Genomic DNA, 23,665 nt, shown 5'->3' with positions numbered 1-23,665 from the left:
TTCGTCTTATTATGATCGTATCGCGTCGCAATATGCTACTTTGCGCGTCGGTTATGGGTGTGGGTGCGCTGTCAGGCGCGGCACAGGCCGCAACAACCGATCACGCTAAAACCACGTCCTCACATGTGCGCCACAAGACTGTGACACATAGTCCGGTGCGTTCTGCTGCGACGCCTGCAACGACAGCTCCGGTTGCTGCAACCCGTCAGGTTGCCGCTCCGCAGTATGCTGCGCCTGTTGCGGTCAGCAATACACGTGCTCTGCGTTCCATCGATTCCAATCGATCCGAGAACGTTGTGGTAACGGGTTCGGCGCTCAGCACGTCGAACAACTCCAATGCCAATCCGGTCCAGATCGTGACCAGCAAGCAGATTGAGCAGACGGGTGCCACCACGATTGGTGACTACCTGCAGCGTCTGCCGTCCATGGGTTCGGGTGGAACGACAAACAGCCAGACCAATGGTACGGGCGGTTCCTCCTGCATGGATCTGCGTAACCTTGGACAGAACCGCGTTCTGGTTCTGGTCGACGGCAAGCGTGCTGCCATCAATGGCAACAACAGCTGCTTCGACATGAACACGATCAACGTTCATCAGGTTGCCAGCATTGAAATCCTGAAGGATGGCGGTTCCGAGCTGTACGGTGCTGACGCTGTTTCCGGCGTTATTAACATCAAGCTCCGTCATGACCTCAATGACGCCAACCTCACGGTTCGTGGCGGCATCGGAACGGATCATGGCGACGGCCAGACAGGCATGATCTCCGGCTACAAGGGCTGGAACTTCGATCATGGCAAGGGCAACGTAACGCTCTTCGGGTCTTACATGACCTCGAGCGGCATCAAGCAGGCTAACCGCTCCTGGGCGACCCCGGTTCAGGGTAACGACCCTATCAACCCGGCCAATCTTTCCTTTGGTTCGGGCTATCCGACGGGTGGTCTCTTCCAGACCAGCACCGGTAACTATGTTGGTAGTGAGAGCGGCGCCCTGCGCACCTTCACGAAGGCTGATCGTTACAACTATGGTGCTGACCAGAACCTGACGAACTCCCTGACGAACGGGACGCTGTCGTTTGATGCTCACTATGACATCAACCGCCACTTCACGCCGTACCTGAACTTCAACTACGCCCATCGTAATTCGTCCACGACGATGGCGCCGATCCCCGTTGCCGGCAGCATCTATCCGTCCACGCTGCCGACCGCGCTGTATGTTCCGGAGAACTATCCTGGAAATACGCTGGGTGAAGACGCCTACATGTCCAAGCGTATGGGTGAGTGGGGCAACCGCCGCAGCGAAACGGCCACCGATACGTACACGGGTATTGCTGGTGTAAAGGGTGAAATCACCCACGGCTGGAATTACGATCTGTCCTACACTTACGGCTGGAACCAGGTCATGTCCCAGACGTCTGGCGTTGGTAACTACTCCAAGCTTCTACAGACATACGGCTTGCAGCAGGACACCCCGGGTGATTCCGACAGTACGCTGAGCTACAATCCGTCTGTTTGTAATGCTGCTGCAGGTTGCGTTCTGTCGAACCCGTTCGGCAAGCTTTCACCGGAAGCCGCAGCCTATTCCAACTACACGTCGCACGATCACTATTACTACCAGCTTCGTGACCTGAACCTGCGCATCAACAACAACCATGTTGTTCACATGCCATGGAACAACGGTGGCGACCTGGGTCTTGCGCTCGGTATGGAACACCGTGGCGAGCAGCTTGCCTATCACCCGGATGCACTGGTTGAATCCGGCCAGACGCTGACGAACTCTGCGTCCTACACCGGCGGTGGCTTCAATGTTTCCGAAGGCTACATCGAAGGCAAGGCAACGCTGCTGCATAACGCTTTCCTCGCCAAGGATCTGACGATCGACGGTCAGGGTCGTTACTCTGCCTACAATACGTTTGGTGGCACGAAGAACTGGAAGGTCTCCATCAACTGGGCACCGATTCAGGACATCCGCTTCCGCGCAACACTCGGCACGTCCTATCGTCAGCCGAACGTGTATGAGCTGTATGGTGGTCAGTCCCTGGGTTACGCTTCAGCGACCGATCCGTGTGATTCCGTACAGGCCGCATCCTACGGTGCGCAGTCTCCTGTCGTAGCAGCTAACTGTGCGCGTCAGGGCATCAACAGCAGCACGTTCTCGTCCAACTTCTCTGGACAGGCACCGACGCTGTATGGCGGTAACGCGAAGCTGCGTCCTGAAACGGGCCGGACCTACACGATCGGTACGGTGATCACGCCGCGCTGGATCCCGGGTCTGTCTGCGTCCGTTGAATACTGGCACTACACGCTCAAGAACATGATCACGTACCTGAGCAGCCAGTACATCATGGACCAGTGCTATACGGGCACGAACACGTCTTACTGTGATCGTATTACCCGTGTTGCAAGCACCGGGCAGCTGAATGCTGTGACGTCCATGTATGACAACATTGGTGGCCTGAAGACGAGCGGTATCGACTTCGACCTCGACTACCGTATCCGTGTCACGCAGCACGATGTCCTGACGCTGTCCAACAACTTCCAGCAGCTCGTCAGCTACCTGCAGCAGAACGAAGCTGGCGGTCAGTGGTACAACTATGCCGGTCGCATGATGTATCAAACCGGCAATGGCAACCCGCGCGTTCGTGATTACGCAACGGTTGGCTGGCAGCATGGTGCGTTCGGCGTGACGTACATGATGCAGTACATGGGCGGCATGGTCTGGAACGACGGCACGACAGATCTGAAGCGTGCCAACGGTTATGGCCGTACCAGCACCCCGGGCATCTTCTCTCATGATGTGACGGTGTCCTATCGCTGGAAGAGCTGGAACTTCGAGGGTGGTGTGAACAACCTTCTCGACAAGAAGCCGCCGTTTGTTGCCAGCGCAACGGACAACAGTGCAGCCGCGCTGTACGGCAACCTCTACATGGGACGTTACGTCTTCCTGCAGGCAGGCGTGAACTTCTGATCCTCGGGTTTTCCGGGAACATGAAAAAGGCGGTGGAATTTCCACCGCCTTTTTTTATGTTTCACTGTCTTCGAAATGGTTGGATCAGGACGGAGTGAGAAACTCCGCAATATCACTGATGGTCTCTGCCAGACTGAGGCGCCGGACTTCGACACCTGCGGGGAAGGCAGAGAGAAGGCGTGAGGGCATTCTGCGATCGAGCATCACAAAAACACCCCTGTCATCACCTTTCCGGATCAGGCGGCCGAAAGCCTGTCTCAAGCGCATTCTGGTAATGCGATCATCATAATCACCGGGCCGTCCTTCCGAGAGAAGGCGGCGTCGCTCGCGATGCAAAATATCGGGGCGGGGCCAGGGGGTCTTTTCAAACACCACCATACGTAAGGCTTCCCCCGGCACGTCCACCCCGTCCCGCATGGCGTCGGTACCCAGTAAGCAGCTGTGGGTTTCCGTGCGGAAGACATCGACGAGTGTTGCGTTATCCATGGCATCAACGTGCTGGGCATATACTGGGAAGCCCTGAGCCTCCAGCGGCTCGTTAATGCGCCGATGGACCTCGCGCAGACGGCGGATTGCCGTGAAAAGCCCAAGAGCTCCTCCGCCCGCTGCTTCGAAGAGTGCCCGAAATGCATGGGCAAGAGACGCGATTTCGACGGAAACGTCTGTCACAACATAAGCGCGCGTCTGCTTGGCGTAATCGAATGGGCTCATGAGTGAAGCGCGGATTGGTGGCTTCATGAAATGCGTGGCCCCAAGCCGCAGTTCTGCTGCGTGCCAGCTTTCTTCTCCGTCTTCTGAGCCGGTCTGATCGCGCAATGTGGCAGATGTCAAAAGCAGACCATGAGCCGGGGTCTGAATGGTCGATGCAAATGGAATTGTCGGGTCCAGCCAGTGACGATAGAGGCCCACGTCATGGTCCCCCTGTGCCCCACGTGTTCTGGGGAGACGTTCAGTCCGGATGAAATCAATATGGACGGGTGTCAGGTCAGGTTCGGGGGGCGTCTGAAGGGCATCCAACATTCCGATCCAGCCTGTAACGCGGCTGATGGCGCGACGGTGCAAAGTCCGGATGAAAGCCTCGATCCGCTGGCGCGTGGGGGCTTCCATTTCCGGATCGTCGTCTACCGTTGCTTCAAGTCGTTTTGTCAGCTGGATCAGTGGGGTTTGCAGGCGCCGCAATGCTCTGGCCAAGTCTTCTGCGCTCGTCCGCACTGTATCATTCGTGGGGTGCAGATCGCACTCGGTGGAGATGTATGTGGTGTCCTGTTGTGGGCCTTGGGTGCGTCGCGCTTTGAGTTGATGGTCGAGGGCCTGAAGAAACAGCTCGGCAGGGTTATCCAGTTCCGGCTCGGGGGCCATGAGCGGAAGAAACGCGGGTGCTTCGTCTTCCTGCGGAACCGGCGCGTCAATTCCGTTTTTCAGTCTTACGCTCCAGCCCGGAGCTGGCAGCGCTCGGGCAGCTTGCAGCACGGCATGAAGTGGGGCGTCTATTGTCGGAATACGTTCAACCAGATCATCAAGCCGCCGCAGGAGTCCGCGTGCTCTGGATCGGCTTCCTTCTGCGCCCAGGAGCCAACGTCTGAGTTCGGCTGTTTCAAGCCCTGACAGAACCATGGCAAATGCGCTGTCTGCTGCTTCGGGGACGTGATGTCCTTCATCGAAAACATATCGCGTTGGCGTCGCATCTTCATCGGGGAGGCCGGGAGGTGCGAGGGCGCTCCAAGCCGCCTGCGACATGACAAGCGCATGGTTGGCCACAACAAGATCTGCCTGTCTGGCACGACGAATACCATGTTCCACGAAGCAGGTTTGGTAATGCGGGCACGCCGCATGAATGCATTCGCCACGCCTGTCTGCCACACCGTGCAACGTGCCCTGGCCGAAGAGATCGCCGAACCATCCTGGGAGGTCGCCACCCATCAGATCACCGTCGCGGCTCGCTTCAGCCCATCGTGCGAGAAGGCTGAGGGGAAGCAGGGCTGCCGCTCCGTCATTTCCCCGAGAGGTGGCGGCATTGAGCAGATCTTCCATATTCAGGAGGCACAGGTAGTTCTCACGTCCTTTGCGGACGACGACCTTTTGTCTCAGCGTTGCTCCATCGGGATAGAGGCGATGAAGTTCCTGCTCGATCTGCCTTTGAAGATGTCGCGTGTAAGTGCTGACCCAGACGGCTCCATCATTCTGCTCAGCCCACAGGCTTGCGGGCGCAATATAGCCAAGGGTTTTCCCCGTGCCTGTTCCGGCTTCAGCAAGTACGACATTGGGCGATCCGAGCGTTTCCCGTGGCTCGAAAGCCGCAGTGGCAACAGACGCAAAGTCGGCCTGTCCGGGGCGTGCTTCTGCATTTTTGCCAAGGATCTGGCGTAGTCTTTCACGCGCGGCCTGCGGTGAAACGGGCTGGCTGCCGGGAACCGGCCTAGGGGCTGTTTCTTCCCAGCGTGGCAGGCGGCGCCAGACGCGGACGGCATCATAAGGATGCGCACTGCCTGGGTCGGAGGCTGTGCCGATGGCATCCGCGACTTCGCCACTCCAGATCCAGCCAGCGCGCGTCAGCGGGAGCAGGAGGGCCCGTAAGCGCTTTCCTTCAGGAGTATCAGCTTTTTCCCGTAACTTGCCGAGCAGGGTCTCGCAGAGCAGCGGCAGGAGATCCGCCGTGGTGGTTTCTGGCGGTGTCAGTCCAAGAGCGATCGCCAGTCCGCGCGGGGTAGGCGCAACGGTTGTTGCGGGACACACGAACAGAAAGAGATCCAGAAGATCAAACCAGGGGACAGGCTGGGATAGCGGTGTGAGATCAAGGGCGCGCAGGGCGGCCGGGCCATGAACGAGAAGGGGAGGCGGAAGCTGCGCCAGTCTTTCCCGTACCTCATCGGCCGGGAGGTCCAGAAGCTCACCATCGGGTGTCAGGAGAGAGGACAGGCCTCGTCTCGCGACAAGAGCGGGTGCGTCAAACGGAGATGGGAAAGATGGCGAGCGCGGCATTGCGGTCAGTCTAACTGGAAGGGCAGAAGCGAGCGAGTGCTTTAAAGAACAGACCGTGAAAGAATGAAGAGGCTTGGGCTGTCATATCGGTTTGGAAGTAAATTTGACACATTTCGTCATGGTTTGGGGGCCTTGGAGAAACTTCGTTTGCTCTCGTACTGCTTGACCCGCGATACGTGTCTGCCTACGTTTTCCGATAATCATGCACAATTCCAGAACACATATCATCCCGTCCCTCGCATCTGACGCGCCGCTTCCAAAAGCATGGCCGTTTGAAGAGGCAAAAAAAATTGCCGAGCATGTTGGCGCGCGCGCTCCAGAAGTGCCCGCACTGCTTGAGACCGGGTATGGCCCGTCCGGGCTGCCACACATCGGCACGTTTGGCGAAGTGGCCCGTACGACGTGGGTACGGCAGGCTTTTGAGGCTCTGACAGGCCGGCCGACGCGTCTGCTGGCGTTCTCGGATGATATGGATGCCTTGCGCAAGGTTCCGACGAATGTGCCGCAGCAGGAACTCCTTGCAAAGCACCTCGGCCTGCCTTTGACGCGCGTTCCCGACCCATTTGGTGAATACGAAAGTTTCGCCGCTCACAATAATGCCCGCCTGCGCCAGTTTCTTGACGGTTTCGGCTTCGACTACGAATTTGCATCTGCGACAGACTATTATACGAGCGGGACATTTGATGCTGCACTTCGGCGGATGCTCGAAGTGCATGATGAAGTTGTTGCGACCATTATTCCGACACTTGGTCCGGAGCGCCGCGCGACTTACTCCCCTGTTCTGCCGATCCACCCTGAAACAGGGCAGGTGATGCAGGTCCCGATCATCAAGGTGGACCCGGATGCCGGTACGGTCCTCTGGAAAGATGAAGCGGGCAAGACGTTTGAAACATCCGTCTTCGGTGGACACGCCAAGATGCAGTGGAAGGCCGACTGGGCCATGCGCTGGTATGCTCTGGGTGTCGATTATGAAATGTCCGGCAAGGATCTGATTGATAGCGTGAAGCTGTCTTCGAAGATCTGCCGTATTCTGGGTAAGCAGCCGCCTGCCGGACTAACCTATGAGCTGTTCCTTGATGCTCAGGGTCAGAAGATCAGCAAGTCAAAAGGCAATGGCCTGTCTGTCGAGGAGTGGCTGCGTTACGGCACGCCGGAAAGCCTCGGCCAGTACATGTACCAGCAGCCTACGCGTGCAAAGCGTCTGTTCTTTGACGTTATCCCCCGTGCAACGGATGACTACCTGACACTCGTTCAGAAGGCTGAGACGCAGGAACCGGTAGACCTGATGGCAAATCCGGTCTGGTTCATTCACGGCGGAACGGTGCGCCCGGAAGATACCAGCCCGGTTTCCTACACAGCGCTGTTGAACCTCGCGAACGTGGCAAATGCGGACAATCCAGAGACACTCTGGAAATTCCTGCGTCGCTATGACGAGACGCTGTCGCCAGAAACGCATCCGTATGTCGACAAGCTTGTTCGTTGCGCTCTGACGTACTTCCAGGAGCAGGTGTACCCGAACAAGGTTTATCGTGATCCGTCTGAGACTGAACGGAAGGGTCTGGAGGACCTGGCTGTCGCTCTGGAAAAGCTCCCTGTTCATACGTCTCCTGGCGATGTGCAGGATGTCGTGTTCGAGGTGGGCAAGCGCTATTTTGAGAAGTCTGAGCTGCGCTCCTGGTTCGGTTGTCTGTACGAAGTGCTTTTGGGTCAGAGCGAAGGCCCACGCTTCGGCATTTTCGCGTCCCTCTTCGGTTTGCCTGAGACCGTAGCCCTGATCAGGGGTGCACTGGCTCGCCCGGCTGCCGGGACGCCTCAGGCCTAACGTCGATGTGCCCGCCTCGGGAAGACGACTGGCAAAATGATGGGCTTGCTCTCGACGTGGAAGACGAGAGCGGGCCTGTCAAAAGCCGCTGGAAATTATTGCTGACACGTGCCCCGGCAATTGTCGGGCTCGTGCTCTTGATTGCTGCTGTTGTGGTGATCTGGCGCGAGCTGCGCAATCTCTCCCTGCGGGACATTGCCAGAAGTCTCAGCGATATTCCGGATGGTGCGCTTCTGGCAGGAGCCGGAGCGACATTCCTGTCGTATTTTATCCTGTCATTTTACGATCGCCTGGCCTGCTTGCATGTCCGGGCTGATGTTTCTTTCAAGCGCTCTTCTTTTGCGGCCTTCTGTTCTTACGTCCTGTCGCATAATCTTGGATGCGCCGCGATTTCGGGTGCTGCAGTGCGGTTCAGGCTTTATCGGAGCTGGGGTGTCGCGCCTGCGGATATTGCACAGATCATTGCCTTTTGCTCAGCAACCTATCTTCTGGGAACGCTGGCTCTGGTCGGAAGTATTCTGACCATTGAGCCGCACGCCATTCCGGTTTTGTCCCATCTGCCCGCTTTCCTGCTGCGGCTGGCTGGTCTTGGATGCTGGGGTATTCTGGCTGCTTATGTCGTTTTTTCTCGTATCCGCCGGCATGTAAAAATCTGGCGTTACGAGATTGAAATTCCCAGCACGGGTATAGCGATCGCACAGATTGCAGTTAGTGCGGCTGATATGGCTGCAACGGCTCTGATTGCGTATAGCGTACTGCCGCCGTTGCCTCCGGAAGCCCATTTTGGCTTCGGGACATTCCTTGCCATTTATATCGCGTCTTACACAGCGGGGCTGGTAGCGAGCGTTCCGGGCGGGCTCGGCGTTTTTGACAGTGCCATGCTTCTGGCATTGCGGCCGTATCTTCCGGTGCCGGAAATCATGGGCGCGATCCTTGTTTTCCGCCTCTTCTATTACATTATTCCGCTGGTCATGGCGGGGCTGATGTTTGCCGGGCATGAACTGTTTCTGCGGGGAGAGCAGGCGCTTGTCTCTGCGGGACAGGCGCCACGGCGTATTCGCCCCAGTCAGGTTGTACGAGAGTCCGAAGCGGATTTTTCGGTCACAATTGCAACCAGCGTTCAGGCTGTAGCCGGAATTCTTCTCGTTTTTTATGCGTTGGTCGCTGAGCTGCCGCCTTTGCGCACCTCTCTTGGCGCTGCAGTTTCGCAAATTGCGGATTTGTTCCTTACTGTGTCTGGTGTTGCGCTTGTTGGGCTGGCCATGGGGCTGTCCCAGCGCGTCGCGCTTGCATGGAAGGTTTCTCTCGGTGTTCTGGGCGCATCAGTCGTCCTGCTTGTGTTGCGACATGCCCCCTGGGAAGCTCCGGTTGCGCTGGGGCTCGTGATGTTACTGATCGCGCCTTTCCGGAACTGCTACTATCGCAGGGCACATCTTCTTGTGGCTCCCCTGACGCCTGCGATGCTGGCACCAATGTCCTTATGGGCGCTGGGGCTTGTTGGGGTCGGCTGGGTTGCCGTGCAACGACATTTGGGACCCATCTGGTGGCGCTCCATGATTTATGATGCGCACACAGCGGTCGGTCGGTGGTTTCTGGGCCTGTCTGCGCTTTGCGGTCTGTTCGCTCTTTGGGTTGGTATGCGCAGAACGCGCATCCGCTTCGAAGCGTGGAATGCGGAGAACGAAAGCCATTATCGAAGCCTGTCTCATGCTTTGCAGGAACTGGGCCCGCGTCGTCCCAGTGGTTTGCTGCATGATGAAGCAGGCCGCGCAGCTATTCCCTTTTTCCGGACGGGTCAGTTCATTATTGGCCTCGGAGATCCGGCGGGTGCCGAGCGGAACTGCATTGCTGCCATCTGGCGGTTGAGAGATCTTGCGCGTCAGGAAGGCCGAAAACTTGCTTTTGTGCGTGTTGGCCAGTCTCTGATGGCGGTCTATAACGATCTTGGTCTGACGGTGTGTCTGGAAGGCCGGGCAGGCACGATCTGCTGTTTTTCCGAGGACTATCGTATGATCCGGGCATTCCTCACGGGAGAAGAGCGGCGCGCTCGCAAAAAGCGGGCGTCGTGTCGTTCCGACGTCGCCTCAGGCACAGCAGGGTCATGAGCCTGCCTCCCAGTCTGGGTAATGCGGTCAACAGTTGGCTGATTGCATTTCCAGCACTGTTTTCGATCATTAATCCCCTCGGTGCGTCTCTGATTTTCGCTCAGGCGACAGAGGGGCGGACACGCAAAGAGGTTATCGAACTGGCGCGGCTTGTCGCGCTGAATTCTTTGGCGATCCTCTTGGTGTCCATCTGGTTTGGCAGCTGGATTCTGAGTTTCTTTGGCATCAGCATGAATGCCCTGCGCATTACCGGCGGTCTTGTTGTGGCCTCGCGCGCGTGGGTCATGTTGCAGCAGCCGGAGACAAGTGAGGCCCGGAAAGAAAAGCAGGCGCTTCAGGGCGGTCGAACCGTTGCCGCGCCTGATCTCAAAGAACGCGCTTTCTTTCCGCTGGCCATGCCATTTACTGTAGGACCAGGGAGCATTTCCGTAGCAATCGCTCTGAGTTCTTCATGTCCACCCCATATGCCCGCGCCGGATTATTATATGGGCGTATCAGCAGCGGCGACTGCCATGGGCATCGTCGTTGCCATCGCGTATGCCTATGCGGAGCGGATCGTTTCGATGCTTGGCATCACTGGCGCGCGAATTGTCAGTCGTTTGGCCGCGCTCATTCTTCTGGCTATCGGAATCCAGATTTTTATTTCAGGCGTACAGGGCGTTCTTGTTGATACTTTACGTCTAGCTCGACACTGATATTTCAATCGGAACTGAGGATCTTTTGAACCTGTTCCCGGAGAGCAGGGATGACTTCTTCCTGAAACCAGGGCGCCCTTTTTTCCCAAACACCCGTTCTCCATGATGGGTGAGGCAGTGGAAAATAATTCTCAGGCAGATAATGGCGAAAATTCCTGACGCGCTCCGTGACTGACCCGCGACCCAAGACGTGATGCTGGGAATAACTGCCAACCAATAATGTAAGGCGGAGAGCGGGCATGAGGGACAAAACCCGCTTCCTCCAGATTGGCGCGCATTCCGGGCGCGGCGGGCAGTCTCCTCCTTTTGGGAGTCTCCCTGGATAACAAAGTCCCATGGGCAGAATTGCGACTTGCCGGGTATCGTAAAATACCTCTTCCGAGAGGCCAAGCCATTCTCTGAGGCGAACTCCGGACGGATCCTTGAAGGATGTGTTGCTGAAATGGGCTTTGGTTCCAGGCGCCTGACTCGCGATCAGAAGCCTGGAGGTTGCTGAAACATGGATCAGCGGGCGTGCGCCAAGTGGAAGGTGCTCCTCACAGACCCTGCACGCACGAACCTCGCGGACCAGGGCTGTGAGACGATCTTGTGTCGTTGGGCTTGAAATCATTCATCCTCAGGAAGAAGGGGCATTTCAGGGTGCCAGGCATATTCGGCCTGCGCGACATAAACGTGCTGGTCGTAGCCACGCAGGCTCTCAAAGAGCGTAACGTGCTCGACAGGCATTGGCTCACTTCTGAAGAGATTATGCCTCTGAACCCAGCGAGCCGCATCGGCCCTCTGGCTTGTCGCGAGGTGGCCTAGCGTGACACTGGGCTGGAAGCGACGCTTGGCAGGGGGACATCCCGCCTTGCGAAGGGTCTTTTCTACCTGCGCCTGAAGTGTCTCCAGTGCAGTAGATCGTTCAATGCCAATCGTCAGGCTGTCAGCCGTCGTGCCTTCTCTCAGGCCAGCCCCTGAAAACGATATCTCGAATGGTGTCCAGGAGAGGCGGGAGAGGGCGAGATCAATCTCCCCCATCACGTACCGATCTGTAATTTCGCCGATAAAGCGCAAGGCAAGATGGTAGTTTTCCGAAGGTACCCATTGCACGCCAGGAAGCGTTCCACGGAGGAGAGCAAGCGCTTCGCGCTGGGAGGGGGAGAGGTCGAGTGCGACAAAAAGTCTCAAGAGGCTCGTTTCCCGAGGAAATGAAACACAGATATGAAGGGTCTTCTTGACCGTACAGTGAAAAGCCCCACATTCAGGGAAAGTACGGGCGAGCTTCCAAGGTTCGTCAAGCGCCCTTTTTAAAAGGGCCTTTTACTGGAAAAGGTGTCATGGCTTTTAATTCCAACTTCGGCAGGGCCGGCACTCAGGCGGGCGCAGGCAGTCTTGATGCCGGTCTTCGCGCCTATATGTGCCGCGTCTTCAACTGGATGGCGATTGGCCTCGTTGTTACGGGGCTCGTTGCTTATGGCGTGGCGGAAACCTCTCTGCGCGCGCTGTTCTTCCACATCGCAGAAACCTCAACAGGCGCCTTTGTGCTGCGGCCTACTTTCCTGGGCGGCATCATGATCTTCGCGCCACTGGCGTTTGTGATGGTCCTGTCCTTCGGGATCAACCGGCTGTCGCGCCCTGCGGTGCAGGCGATCTTCCTGCTCTTCAGCGCGACGATGGGGGCCAGCATGGCCAGCCTGCTGCTGAGCTATACGGGTGTTTCCGTAGCGCGGACTTTCTTCATCAGTGCGGCGATGTTCGGCGGTATGGCTCTGTGGGGATACACCACCGGAGCTAACCTTCTTCGACTCGGTTCCTTTCTCTTCATGGGCCTGATTGGCCTCATGATTGCGATGGTTGTGAACATCTTCCTGCACAGTGCACCACTGGCAATGCTTGTTTCTCTAATCGGGGTTGCTCTTTTTACAGGTCTCGCGGCTTACGATACCCAGCGTATCAAGATTAACTACCAGCAATATATGTCGTTCGCGTCTTCAGATGATATTGCCAGACTAAGCATTTACGATGCGCTGTCGATGTATCTCAATTTCGTGAACCTCTTTCAGTTTCTTATTCAGTTCACAGGTGTTCGCTCCAGTAATAGCGACTGACAGTACATTCACGTTACTCGAAAGTTTCCAGAGGGAGCGACAGTCAATGTCGCTCCCTTTCTTGTTTACGGACTAAAAAGGTCTTGAATTATTTCCGTCTCATTCGGAAAGGTTTACATTAAAAAGTTGTAACTTTATCGTTTAATGTAATTTATAATGAAATCAAATGTGGCGAAAAACAGCCATTTGTAGGTTTGACAGGGGGCTGCCCCATCCCTCACGAAATCCGTGATAAGCCTTGTCTTCCGGGCGATTCAGGCAGAAAAAACCTGAGGAACCGGGACAGTCGTGTCCCATGCTGAATGAATTTCAGGGTCGGATCTTTGATCCGGTTCCTGACGTCAGGATACGAACGAGAAAGGCAGCAGACTATGGCAGCGTTCGGCAGCTCTGATGCGGCCCTTATCGTGTCAAACCGTTTCCCGGCGAATACTCCATGCCGGAACGGATGATGAAAGCAGGACCGATGAAAAAACTCTGGCGATATCTCCCAGCGTTGCCGGCGCTGATGCTATCGGGTTGCACGGTTGATCTGCTTCAGCCGCGCGGTCCGATCGCAGAAATGAACCGCGATGTCATGGTGGCAGAATTTGTCATCATGATGTTTGTTGTGGTTCCGACCTGTATCGCAACGCTTTACTTTGCTTGGAAGTATCGTGCTTCCAACACCCAGGCCGAGTATCTGCCGACCTGGGATCACTCAACGAAGATTGAGTATATTATCTGGGGCGTACCTTCCCTGATCATTATCGCTCTCGGTGCGATCAGCTGGTACAGCACTCACGCTTACGACCCGTACCGCCCGATTCAGACGGCTGACAACGTCAAGCCGCTGAACGTGCAGGTGGTCTCCCTCGACTGGAAATGGCTGTTCATCTATCCGGATCTGGGGATCGCAACGATCAACCAGCTGGATGTCCCGACGAACACGCCGCTGAACTTCCAGATCACCTCTGACACCGTCATGACGTCTTTCTTCATCCCGCGTCTGGGATCGATGATCTACTCCATGCCAGGCCAGCAGACGCAGCTGCATCTTCTTGCAACTGAGTCCGGTGATTATCTGGGTGAAGCTTCCCAGTTCAGTGGTCGCGGTTTCTCTGACATGAAGTTCCGCACCCTCGCCATGGCACCTGAAGAATTCAGCGCCTGGGTCGAGAAGGTGAAGAGCGGCAGCGAAAACCTCGATGACACGACATATCCGAAGTATTCCGCCCCGCAGGAAGCTGCGCCGGTTCAGTACTTCGCGCATGTCCAGCCGGATCTCTTCGACGGCATCGTCGCCAAGTACAACAATGGCATGATGGTTGAGAAGACGACGGGCAAGGTCATGCATATGCAGTCCGCTTCCAGCGCTGCACCGTCCGACACTGGCATGAAGGAATAACCGACAGATGCTCGGAAAACTCTCCCTTTCAGCCATACCTTTCGATGTGCCGATCCTTGTCGGCACATTCCTGGGTGTGGCTGTCATCGGCCTTGCCGTGCTGGGTGCCGTTACTTACTTCGGTAAGTGGGGTTACCTGTGGCGTGAATGGCTGACGACAGTCGACCATAAGCGCCTTGCCGTGATGTATATCATCCTGGCAATTGTCATGCTGTTCCGCGGTTTCGCGGACGCCATCATGATGCGTACCCAGCTCGCGCTGGCCTATGCCGGTAACCCTGGTTACCTTCCGCCACACCACTACGACCAGATCTTCTCCGCTCACGGCACGATCATGATTTTCTTCATGGCCATGGCGTTCATGACGGGGCTGCTCAACCTGGTGGTGCCTCTCCAGATCGGTGCGCGCGACGTTGCGTTCCCGTTCCTGAACTCGCTCAGCTTCTATATGACGCTGGTCGGCGCCCTTCTGATCAATCTTTCACTGTTCATCGGTGAGTTTGCTCAGTGTGGTTGGCTGGTTTACCCGCCTCTGTCCGAGATGCAGTTCAGCCCGGGCGTCGGCGTTGACTACTACATCTGGGCCGTTCAGATTTCCGGTGTCGGAACGCTTCTGACGGGCGTGAACTTCTTCACGACCATCGTTAAGATGCGTGCTCCTGGCATGGGCTGGATGCAGATGCCCGTCTTCACCTGGACAGCGTTCTGCACGACCGTGCTGATCATGGTGTCCTTCCCGGTTCTGACGGTTACGCTGGCACTGCTCAGCCTCGACCGTTACCTCGGCATGCACTTCTTCACGAACGATGCCGGCGGCAACGTCATGCTGTATCTGAGCATGATCTGGACCTGGGGCCATCCGGAAGTTTACATCTTGGTCATCCCGGCCTTCGGTGTTTTCTCTGAAGTTACCTCAACGTTCTCCCGCAAGCCGCTCTTCGGCTACAACACGATGGTTTACGCTACGTGCTCCATCATGGTGCTGTCGTTCGTCGTGTGGGTGCATCACTTCTTCACCATGGGCGCAGGCGCCAACGTCAATACCTTCTTCGGTATCATGACGATGGTTATCGCAGTCCCGACTGGCGTGAAGATCTTCAACTGGCTGTTCACCATGTATAAGGGACGTGTTGAATTCACGGCTCCGATGTACTGGACGATCGGCTTCATGATCACCTTCTCCATCGGTGGCATGACGGGCGTCATGATGGCCATGCCGGCCGCTGACTGGATCCTTCACAACTCCCTGTTCCTCATTGCCCACTTCCACAACGTCATCATCGGCGGCGTGTACTTCGGTTACATTGCAGGTATGGGCTTCTGGTTCCCGAAGGCTTTCGGCTTCAAGCTGAACGAAGCCTGGGGCAAGCGCGCGTTCTGGTGCTGGTTCGTTGGCTTCTATCTTGCCTTCGTTCCGCTGTATGTCCTCGGTCTCGAAGGCATGACGCGTCGTATGAACCACTACGACAATCCGGACTGGCGTCCGTGGCTGCTGATTGCAGAAGCTGGTGCGGTTGTTATCGCTCTGGGTATCGTCTGCCAGCTCACGCAGCTTTACGTCTCCATCCGTGACCGTAACCTGCCGGAAAACCTCGACCTGACGGGCGATCCGTGGGGTGGCCGTACGCTGGAGTGGTCCATTTCTTCTCCGCCGCCGGCTTATAACTTCGCAGTGATCCCGGACATTCACGGTCTGGACACGTTCCACACCGAGAAGCAGCTTGGCCGTCGTGCACACAACAAGCCACTTGCTCCGATCCACATGCCGAAGAACACCGCTGCTGGTGCCTTCATCGGTGCGTTCGCCTTCATCCTGGGCTTCGGTGCAATCTGGTACATCTGGTGGATGGCTGGTCTTGGTCTGATCGGTATCGCTGCCACCATGATCATGCGCAGTGCAAACCGTGATATCGACTACTACGTCCCTGTCAGCGAAATCGAGCACAACGAGGAAGTCTATTCCCGTCGTATCGCCGCTGCTCAGGCAGCAGAGTAAGGGGGGCATAGCTAATGGCTCACGAAGCAACCATGTCGCCTCTGGCACACGCTGACGGTCACGATCACGAGCATCACCACGAGAGCCCGAACGTCTTCGGTTTCTGGCTCTACCTGATGACCGACTGCATTCTCTTCGGGTCGATCTTTGCTGCTTTCGCAGTCCTCCGGAACCAGTACGCCGGAGGCCCTTCGGGGAAAGAACTGTTCGATCTGACGAATGTCGGGATCGAGACGGCTATCCTGCTGTTCTCGTCCATCACCTACGGCTTTGCCTCGCTCAGTGCGCTGGCAAAGAACAAGGGGATGGTTCTTCTGTGGCTCGCCGTGACGTTCGTTCTGGGTCTTTCCTTCGTTGGTCTTGAGGTGACTGAGTTCACCCACATGATCGCAGAAGGAAATGGTCCTGACCGTTCTGCATTCCTCTCCGCGTTCTTCACGCTGGTTGGTACGCACGGTCTTCACGTCACCTGCGGTCTGATCTGGATGGCAGTTCTGATGGTCCAGATGATGGGCCCGCAGGATCTGTCTCCGCGGATGATGGACAAGCTGACTTGCCTCAGCCTGTTCTGGCACTTTCTGGACATCGTCTGGATCTGTGTTTTCTCCTTCGTCTATCTCGCAGGTGTGATGTAATGGCCCAGGCACATACAACCCACGATGGTAGCCACGGCTCCTATCAGTCTTACATCATCGGGTTCGTTCTTGCGGTCGTCCTGACTGTTGCGTCTTTCGCAGCAGTCATGACACACGCACTGGCCCCGGGGATGGCACTTGCAGCTCTCGGTGTTCTTGCGGTCGTTCAGATCGTAGTCCACCTGGTGTTCTTCCTTCATATGAACACCAGCAACGAGCAGAGCTGGAACCTGATGTGCTTCATCTTTGCAGCAGTATCAGTCATCGTCATTATTGGCGGCACGCTGTTCATCATGCATGACACGGCCATCAACATGATGTCCCGCTAAGATCTCTTTTGGGATCACGGCAGGAAAGGCTGGCAGGAGAAATCCTGTCAGCTTTTTTTTATGTCTGCTGTCCTGATCGGTACTCAGGTGCCCCCCCTTAATGCCCTCGCAGTTTCCAACTGAGCAGGGGGTGGCAGGCGCAATAAAAAAGCCCGGCACAATGGCCGGGCTTGATAGTGTCTTGGTGGGAGAGGCGTCTCAGTCCTTGTGGGGAGCCTCGGACAGCATGGCTGCCTTGCCCGGCTGATCTTTCCACTCTTCCGCGTCAGCTGGCTGTTCGCCCTTGCGGGTAATGTTCGGCCACTGGGCGGCGAGACGGGAGTTGATCTCGATCCATGGAGCTGCACGGTTGTCGCTATCCGGGAAGATGGCTTCTGCCGGGCACTCAGGTTCGCAAACGCCGCAGTCGATGCATTCGTCCGGATTAATGACGAGGAAATTTTCTCCGGCATAGAAGCAGTCTACGGGGCAAACTTCCACGCAGTCCATGAACTTGCACTTGATGCAGTTTTCCGTGACCACATAGCTCATTGGTGTCTCCGATCCTCATTCGGGCCCGGCTGTGCGGCCCAATTTCATATTGTGCGGGATGATATGCGAAGGATTGGCCTAGGAAGCAAGCTTCTTAGGCTCTTCTCTCACGATCTCGTATAGCTGGGATGCTTCTTTCGCGGGGCCCCGACGCTCCCCGAGGTCCAGAACGCGCCAGACACGCACGTCTTCACCGGGGCTGAGAGGCGGCAGGGTCACCACATCACCTACCCTGAGTTTGGCATGCGGCTTGCTGGTGGGCTGTCTGTTTACCCGGATGCGCCCTTTGCTGACAATGGTTGCACAGAGCGGGCGTGTTTTGGCAACGCGGGCATAATAAAGCCACTGATCCAAGCGTTGATAGGTATCACTCATGGGGCAGCACGATCTTTCAGAATGGCCAGGGCGGCGAAAGGGCTGTCTGGTCGGACAATGGGGCGTCTTGCGTTGCTGGCCGCTCCTGACGGTCTGGCCTTTCTGCGTGTTGCTCGATTGCGGCGGTCAGCCAGGAGCATCAGTGGTGCAGGTGGCCCAGCATGCGTTTGGCTGGGAGAGCACGGTGGTTTGTGGGCAACGCCAAGGGCACCAAGAACCTCAGGAAGAAGATCGGCTTTGATTCCAAGACGTGAGGCGAGACCGACGGGAGCAGGATGATCCCGCTTGCGGGTCAACTGCTCCAGCTCTTTCACAATACGTTCGGCGATATCGAGTCTAACCCCTGTCTTGGCTGCCTGCAGCCAGCCTGGAACGCCTTCCACCATATGCCATGGCAACGAGACACGACCGGCTGGCGGGGGCATCAGGGGAAGGCCAAGGCGAAGTTGTGTGAGAAGTGTCAGAAGGGCCGATGCGCGTGGGCGCAGAAGTGCGGGACAGAAAACGGCAAAACGACCCACTTCCACGCCGAGCCTCCGCAAGGCGCGTTGAGCTGGTGGCGGAAGGGACTGATCTGACGGCAGGAGAGAGGAGATACCGCCATCTTCATGCAATCGATGAAGAATGCCTCTGAGTTGAGGCTGATCCGTTACGGCGCTTTGTGCTTTGTAGAGAACAGAGAGTTCCCGTTGAAGTGTGCTGTCTACATAACGGAGAAGGCGCTGCTCGACCTGAATTCGCTGATTGGTGTCAGTGAACTCAGCGGAAAACAATCTGACGGCTGGCTGTAGAAACGTTTTTCCAACCGTCAATCGGCCGAGGGGGATGTTGTTCCACGATAGAATGCCGGTTTCTGTTTCAAGGGACAGAGCACTATCTGGCGTCTCCTGAAAAAGACGGACCCGACGTGGAATTTCCTGCAGAAGCGCTTTGCGTCCGGCTTTGAGAACGATCTGATGATCAGGCCCGTTTGTGGTGTCGGTTTGGAGAGAAAAGCCACGGATCTTACCGATGCTGTGGCCTTCAACAATGACCTCTCCATCGGCTGTTACGGCGGACAGGCGATTACGATCTGTCTCAGCATCCAGTCGGCGAAGCAGGGACGTGGCGCGCCTGTCCACAAAGCGGGACGTCAGGCGCTCATGCAGTGCGTCTGAAAGCAGGTCTTCCACTTCCCGGGCGCGCTGTTGCCAGACGGATGAGTGACGGCTCCATTCTGTTCTGGCGGCTACATAAGAGCAGACCCGTACGCCTGTCAGACGATGCATCAGGGTATCAATGTCACCTTCGGTGCGTGCAAACCCCTTGATGTGTCCTTCCATCCAGTTTGCCGGAACAGCGCCATCCTTGAGGATGTGCAGGAACAGGCGTGCGCAGAGCCGTGTATGGCTGTCATCGCCAAGTTTGCGGAAATCAGGGATCTGGCAGACTTCCCAGAGAAGAGAGGTTGCACGCTTTCCTTTGGCGACCTCCCGAATTTCCGGGTCCAGGATCAGGGATTCAAGGGTTATAACGTCAGACGCAACGCGGCCTGCCATCAGGCCGCGGGAGGGCGGCGCGACCGTAAGGCTTGCGAGCAGAGCCCGGGGATTGCTGAAATCCAGTGCGTGATTGCGCCAGTATAGCCGTTGAATCGGATCGAAGCGGTGCTGTTCTACGGCATCTATGGTCGCGGCAGACATGGGCGGGCAATCAGCCGTGGTGCCAAATGTACCGTCCTTCATGCCACGGCCAGCACGGCCGGCAATCTGTGCTATTTCCTGCGGGAAGAGCGGGCGGGGTGTTGTGCCGTCAAATTTGGAAAGCTGGGCAAGCGCAACATGGTCGACATCCATGTTCAACCCCATCCCGATGGCATCGGTGGCCACCAGGTAATCGACTTCCCGGTTCTGGTAGAGCTCGATCTGGGCGTTTCGCGTCCGTGGGCTGAGTTGCCCCATAATGACAGCACAACCACCTCTTCGGCGTCGTATGACTTCGGCCAGAGCGTAAACTTCTGACATCGAGAAAGCCACGATGGCCGATCGGGGTGGAAGGCGAGAAAGCTTCGTTGGTCCGGTGCTGACAAGACTCGACAGGCGTGTGCGTGTGTCGATTTCGATTCCGGGCACCAGCTTTTGCAGCAGCGGACGAATTGTTTCCGCACCCAGGAAGAGTGTCTCTACGGTTCCCCGGGCGTGGAGGAGACGATCCGTAAAGATGTGTCCACGGTCCGGGTCAGACGCGAGCTGGATTTCATCGACAGCCACGAACTCGGCTTTTCGGTCCAGCGGCATGGCCTCGACCGTGCAGGAGAACCATCGCGCTCCTGGAGGAATAATTTTTTCCTCTCCTGTTATAAGGGCGACGGAACGCTCCCCTTTGGCCGCGACCAGACGTTCGTAGTTTTCGCGCGCAAGAAGGCGCAACGGAAAACCGATGATGCCGGAGGAATGAGCCATCATGCGAGTCAGAGCATAGTGCGTCTTGCCCGTATTGGTTGGGCCAAGTGCCGCACGGACGCTTGCTGGCATGATATGATGAGCGGAATGGTTACCGCGGTGTGCACCCTTCATGTGTGAATGGTCGGGTGCCTGCGGAACAAAAGCAAGCGTTCGAGCCAAAAGGTTCGATCTTTTAAGGAAAGAGGTTCATGAGTTCTCACATCCAGCTCCCTTTTGTTTCCGCCAGCGAGGCTCCAACACCCCGCGTTGTGCATCTGGTGAAGGTGCAGGATGACAAGACGATTGCCGGTCTTCTGGGCGAGCACGCATCTTTTCTGACGGCGCAGGGGTTCAAAGCAAAAGATGGCGCTTTCACGCTTCTGCCCGGTGACGGTGGTGCTGGAGCGGCTCTGCTTTGTGTCGATGAGGGGCGCCTGAATGACCCGACAGCCTTTGGCGTGCTGGGAACGATCCTTCCGGAGGGTGACTGGAGCCTTCTGCTGCACGGGATGGAAAGCGCCGTTCAGGAGACTGCTCTTCTCGGGTTCGCCATGGGAACATATCAATATCGTGTCGGGGTCGTGCGGTCATTCACCACGCGATTGGTTGTGCCGGATGACGCGACTACCGTTATTGCCTATGCGAAAGCAAACTGGTTTGGCAGGGATCTGATCAATACGCCCGCCAATCTACTTGGTCCGAAAGATCTGGCGCTGTCGGCTTATCGGGCTTTGGAAAATCGTGGTGCAGACGTTCGCATTGTTGAGGGCGATGACCTGAAGGTCGCGTATCCCTGTTTGGCAGAGGTGGGTGAGGGGTCTGAGCGCAAGCCTGCTGTTGTTGTGGCCCGCTGGAAAGCCCGTGAAGGCGCGCCGCGTCTGTCTCTTGTTGGGAAGGGCGTGTGCTTCGATACGGGGGGATACGACCTGAAGCCCGCAGCAGGCATGCTGCGGATGAAAAAAGATATGGGTGGCGCCGCTCTGCTTCTGGCCGTGATGTGCGCGGCGATTGATCTGCAACTGGATGTTGATCTGGAACTGCGTCTTGGATGTGTTGAGAACAGTGTGTCTGGCCATGCCATGCGCCCTGGCGATGTTCTGCGGACGCGAAGCGGAAAAACGGTCGAGATTGGCAACACAGATGCAGAGGGGCGTTTGGTGTTGTGCGATTTGATAACGGAAGCCGCTGAATCTGCCCCAGATTACATTGTGGATGCTGCAACCCTGACCGGCGCTGCGCGCGTAGCTCTCGGTCCAGACCTTCCAGCTGTGTTCAGTAACAGTGATGAACTGGCTCAATTACTGCTCGAATCGGGCTCAGATACTGCAGATGCTTTGTGGAGATTGCCACTCTGGCATGGCTATGACGCATGGCTTGATAGTAAAATAGCCGACGTCGGAAATATTACATCCAAGCCCATGGCGGGCGCTATTACAGCCGCTTTGTACCTTCAGCGCTTCGTTCCTGCCGGACAAAACTGGCTGCATATAGACACTTACGCGTGGAATGACGCCAATTCTCCGGGGCGGCCAGAGGGCGGCGAGACGCTGGCACTTCGTGCGCTTCTTAAAATGATAACAAACATTGGCAGGTCTTCGTGAAGTGAAGAACCTGACGGGAAGGTGATCCTTAACGAACCGTAATATGATTGTCTTAAAACTATGGGGTGTAAATCTGCTTCTGATAGGGCATACGGCCTTCCATGTTCGAAAGCTGCTAGCCGCAGCATAAATCGTTTTGAAACCCGCATACTTGCGGATGCGTTTCAAAACACCAGATGTAGAAGACTAACGCTCAATCCCATGATGGGGTGAGCCACAGATGCAACCCCTCGGGCCGGCAAGGCTCGAATGTTCTTTTTCCTGTTACTCGATCGGGTAACAGGCAGGGCAGACCGTTAAGGAGAGAGAAATGCCTCAGGCTAACAACGACCAGATGCTTCACCTTCTGTGCGACACCGTCGTCTCCATGGTGCGCCGTGATGGTCCTGATCTGTCTGCCCGCCAGCTTGCTGTGTTCCTGACCTGCTACCTGCGTGACGGTGCACACACTGTTCGTGGTCTGGCTTCAGAGCTCAAGGTGTCCAAGCCTGCTATTACACGCGCTCTGGACCGTCTGGGTGAGCTGGATCTGGCACGTCGTAAGGTTGATCCGCTGGATCGTCGTTCCGTCCTCGTGCAGCGCACGCTGAAGGGTTCTTCCTTCCTTCGTGAAATGCGCGCTGTCATGGCTGAAGCTTCCGGCACCCGTCCGGTTCGTGCAGAGCGCGCAGCTGCTTCTGTCGAGCGTATCAGCACACGTCGCGCTGGCTGATTACCAGCGATCCTGCACGCGGGCTCTGGCTCGCGTGCAGATATATCCTGTCCAGCAAAGCTGAGGCAGAAGAATGAGCAGGGCAGTTACGAGCCACTCATTGGCCAGACAGGCCACTGCACCCCAGAGTGCAAATCCCCAATATACAATCGTTACAAGCGGCATTGGCAGTCCTGAGCGGATCGCGAGCTGATAAAGATGCCCACGGTGGGCCTCGGTCAGTCGATCACCTGCGCGCGTGCGGCGAGCCAGCGTAAAGAGGACATCCCACAGCACGCCTGAGAGCACTGCGAGTACGATGAGCGCCGAAGTATGGAGAGGCTGCATGGCCCCCCAGGCGATGACAAGCGCTCCTGCCTGACTGCCAACATCTCCCATAAAAATGCGGGCTTTGGGAAAATTCCAGGGCAGAAATGCTGCAAGGCACACCGCGAACAGCACGAAAATAACAGGCTGTATCCCTGCTGACGCCAGAAGGGCTGCGGCGATCATCATCGTGCCTGAGGCTAGCCCGTTAATCCCGTCGATAAAGTTGAGGGCATTGGTGATAAACACGGCCCCCAGGATGAAAATCCCCATCATTGGCAGAGATGCGCCCGTTCCAGCCGCGGCCAAAAAGGCGGCCATGAACTGTGCACCAAGCTTGTAACGCGCCCTGAAAGAATACAGATCGTCCAGCCAAGAAACGGCAGCGAGTAGAATAACGCCGGCCAGTATCCCGATGACGGACGGATTTAGGATGGGCTGCCCTTTGAGAAACAGGCTTGGTAACGCGCAGAGCAGAAAAGCTCCGATAATGCCGATGCCTCCGCCTTTGGGTGTTGGCCGCGTATGGGAGCTGCGGTGCACGGGAGTGTCCATAATTCCGGCCTGAATCATCAGGACGATCAGGACCGTGCACAGGACTGCGGCACACAAGTCCAGCAGCGTAAGACCGGAGAGAAAGGACGACAAAGAAAAGGGCATGGACGGACTTTATGGGAACAGTGGTTTTGGCGTTATAAGGGAGACGTGAAAGTCAC

18 protein-coding genes are annotated in these 23,665 nt (G+C 56.7%); 11 read left to right on the top strand and 7 right to left on the bottom strand.

Annotation, left to right across the window (positions count from 1 at the left end; genetic code table 11):
- Positions 1-11 precede the first annotated feature (11 nt).
- A complete protein-coding gene (locus tag M2305_RS02195) occupies positions 12-2,963 on the top strand; it encodes a TonB-dependent receptor domain-containing protein (protein ID WP_211500093.1) in 2,952 nt (983 codons plus the stop codon).
- Between the two features lie 84 nt (positions 2,964-3,047).
- On the opposite strand, the gene M2305_RS02190 is transcribed toward M2305_RS02195, so the two are convergent.
- A complete protein-coding gene (locus M2305_RS02190) occupies positions 3,048-5,942 on the bottom strand; it encodes an ATP-dependent DNA helicase (RefSeq protein ID WP_264648444.1) in 2,895 nt (964 codons plus the stop codon).
- A 202-nt stretch (positions 5,943-6,144) separates the two neighbouring features.
- Between M2305_RS02190 and M2305_RS02185 the strand changes: the two genes are divergently transcribed.
- The 3 genes from M2305_RS02185 to M2305_RS02175 are packed head-to-tail and all read left to right on the top strand — an operon-like array spanning position 6,145 to position 10,564.
- A complete protein-coding gene (locus M2305_RS02185; RefSeq protein WP_264648443.1) occupies positions 6,145-7,764 on the top strand; it encodes a lysine--tRNA ligase in 1,620 nt (539 codons plus the stop codon).
- 5 nt (positions 7,765-7,769) lie between these two features.
- A complete protein-coding gene (locus M2305_RS02180; RefSeq protein WP_211507465.1) occupies positions 7,770-9,869 on the top strand; it encodes a lysylphosphatidylglycerol synthase domain-containing protein in 2,100 nt (699 codons plus the stop codon).
- Complete coding sequence (locus tag M2305_RS02175; protein ID WP_046899648.1) at positions 9,866-10,564, top strand: MarC family protein; 699 nt, start codon at positions 9,866-9,868, stop codon at positions 10,562-10,564. The genes M2305_RS02180 and M2305_RS02175 overlap by 4 nt, the downstream gene beginning before the upstream one ends.
- A gap of 4 nt (positions 10,565-10,568) precedes the next feature.
- Here the strand turns inward: M2305_RS02175 and M2305_RS02170 are convergent, their stop codons facing one another.
- Together M2305_RS02170 and thpR are read right to left on the bottom strand one after the other, a co-directional pair.
- Positions 10,569-11,174 (bottom strand): uracil-DNA glycosylase family protein, encoded by a 606-nt coding sequence (locus tag M2305_RS02170; protein WP_099210352.1) that lies wholly within the window; start codon positions 11,172-11,174, stop codon positions 10,569-10,571.
- Positions 11,171-11,734: an RNA 2',3'-cyclic phosphodiesterase gene (thpR, locus tag M2305_RS02165; protein WP_211500099.1), complete on the bottom strand. Its 564-nt coding sequence runs from the start codon at positions 11,732-11,734 to the stop codon at positions 11,171-11,173. The genes M2305_RS02170 and thpR overlap by 4 nt, the downstream gene beginning before the upstream one ends.
- 149 nt (positions 11,735-11,883) lie before the next feature.
- Here thpR and M2305_RS02160 point away from each other — a divergent pair, with 149 nt between their 5' ends.
- The 5 genes from M2305_RS02160 to cyoD all read left to right on the top strand — a co-directional run bounded on the left by M2305_RS02160 (position 11,884) and on the right by cyoD (position 17,001).
- Positions 11,884-12,654 (top strand): Bax inhibitor-1/YccA family protein, encoded by a 771-nt coding sequence (locus M2305_RS02160; protein ID WP_086634523.1) that lies wholly within the window; start codon positions 11,884-11,886, stop codon positions 12,652-12,654.
- Between the two features lie 448 nt (positions 12,655-13,102).
- Entirely contained in the window at positions 13,103-14,041 is a 939-nt protein-coding gene (cyoA, locus tag M2305_RS02155) for a ubiquinol oxidase subunit II (protein ID WP_211498049.1), read from the top strand.
- Between the two features lie 7 nt (positions 14,042-14,048).
- Positions 14,049-16,037, top strand: coding sequence for a cytochrome o ubiquinol oxidase subunit I (gene cyoB / locus M2305_RS02150; RefSeq protein WP_086634522.1), 1,989 nt, complete (start codon positions 14,049-14,051; stop codon positions 16,035-16,037).
- A gap of 14 nt (positions 16,038-16,051) precedes the next feature.
- Complete coding sequence (gene cyoC, locus M2305_RS02145; protein ID WP_046899642.1) at positions 16,052-16,672, top strand: cytochrome o ubiquinol oxidase subunit III; 621 nt, start codon at positions 16,052-16,054, stop codon at positions 16,670-16,672.
- Positions 16,672-17,001, top strand: coding sequence for a cytochrome o ubiquinol oxidase subunit IV (gene cyoD, locus M2305_RS02140; protein ID WP_086634521.1), 330 nt, complete (start codon positions 16,672-16,674; stop codon positions 16,999-17,001). The genes cyoC and cyoD overlap by 1 nt, the downstream gene beginning before the upstream one ends.
- A 198-nt stretch (positions 17,002-17,199) precedes the next feature.
- Here cyoD and fdxA read toward each other — a convergent pair whose 3' ends face one another.
- From fdxA to M2305_RS02125, 3 genes are all read right to left on the bottom strand, one after another.
- Entirely contained in the window at positions 17,200-17,532 is a 333-nt protein-coding gene (gene fdxA, locus M2305_RS02135; protein ID WP_046899640.1) for a ferredoxin FdxA, read from the bottom strand.
- A gap of 78 nt (positions 17,533-17,610) precedes the next feature.
- Positions 17,611-17,907, bottom strand: a complete 297-nt coding sequence (locus M2305_RS02130) for an RNA-binding S4 domain-containing protein (RefSeq protein WP_264648442.1) — start codon at positions 17,905-17,907, stop codon at positions 17,611-17,613.
- Positions 17,904-20,462: a helicase-related protein gene (locus M2305_RS02125; protein ID WP_264648441.1), complete on the bottom strand. Its 2,559-nt coding sequence runs from the start codon at positions 20,460-20,462 to the stop codon at positions 17,904-17,906. The genes M2305_RS02130 and M2305_RS02125 overlap by 4 nt, the downstream gene beginning before the upstream one ends.
- A 77-nt stretch (positions 20,463-20,539) precedes the next feature.
- Between M2305_RS02125 and M2305_RS02120 the strand changes: the two genes are divergently transcribed.
- Both M2305_RS02120 and M2305_RS02115 read left to right on the top strand, forming a co-directional pair.
- Positions 20,540-21,931 carry a M17 family metallopeptidase gene (locus M2305_RS02120; protein WP_264648440.1) on the top strand — a complete coding sequence of 464 codons (1,392 nt, stop codon included), beginning with the start codon at positions 20,540-20,542 and terminating at the stop codon, positions 21,929-21,931.
- A 310-nt stretch (positions 21,932-22,241) separates the two neighbouring features.
- Entirely contained in the window at positions 22,242-22,643 is a 402-nt protein-coding gene (locus tag M2305_RS02115) for a MarR family transcriptional regulator (protein WP_046899636.1), read from the top strand.
- Here M2305_RS02115 and M2305_RS02110 read toward each other — a convergent pair whose 3' ends face one another.
- On the bottom strand, positions 22,644-23,609 hold the full coding sequence (locus M2305_RS02110) for a glycosyltransferase family 4 protein (protein WP_264648439.1): 966 nt from the start codon (positions 23,607-23,609) through the stop codon (positions 22,644-22,646).
- Positions 23,610-23,665 lie beyond the last annotated feature (56 nt).

The organism is Gluconobacter cerinus, from assembly GCF_025961355.1.
GTDB lineage: Bacteria > Pseudomonadota > Alphaproteobacteria > Acetobacterales > Acetobacteraceae > Gluconobacter > Gluconobacter cerinus.
This window is presented reverse-complemented; position numbering and strand designations above follow the sequence as displayed.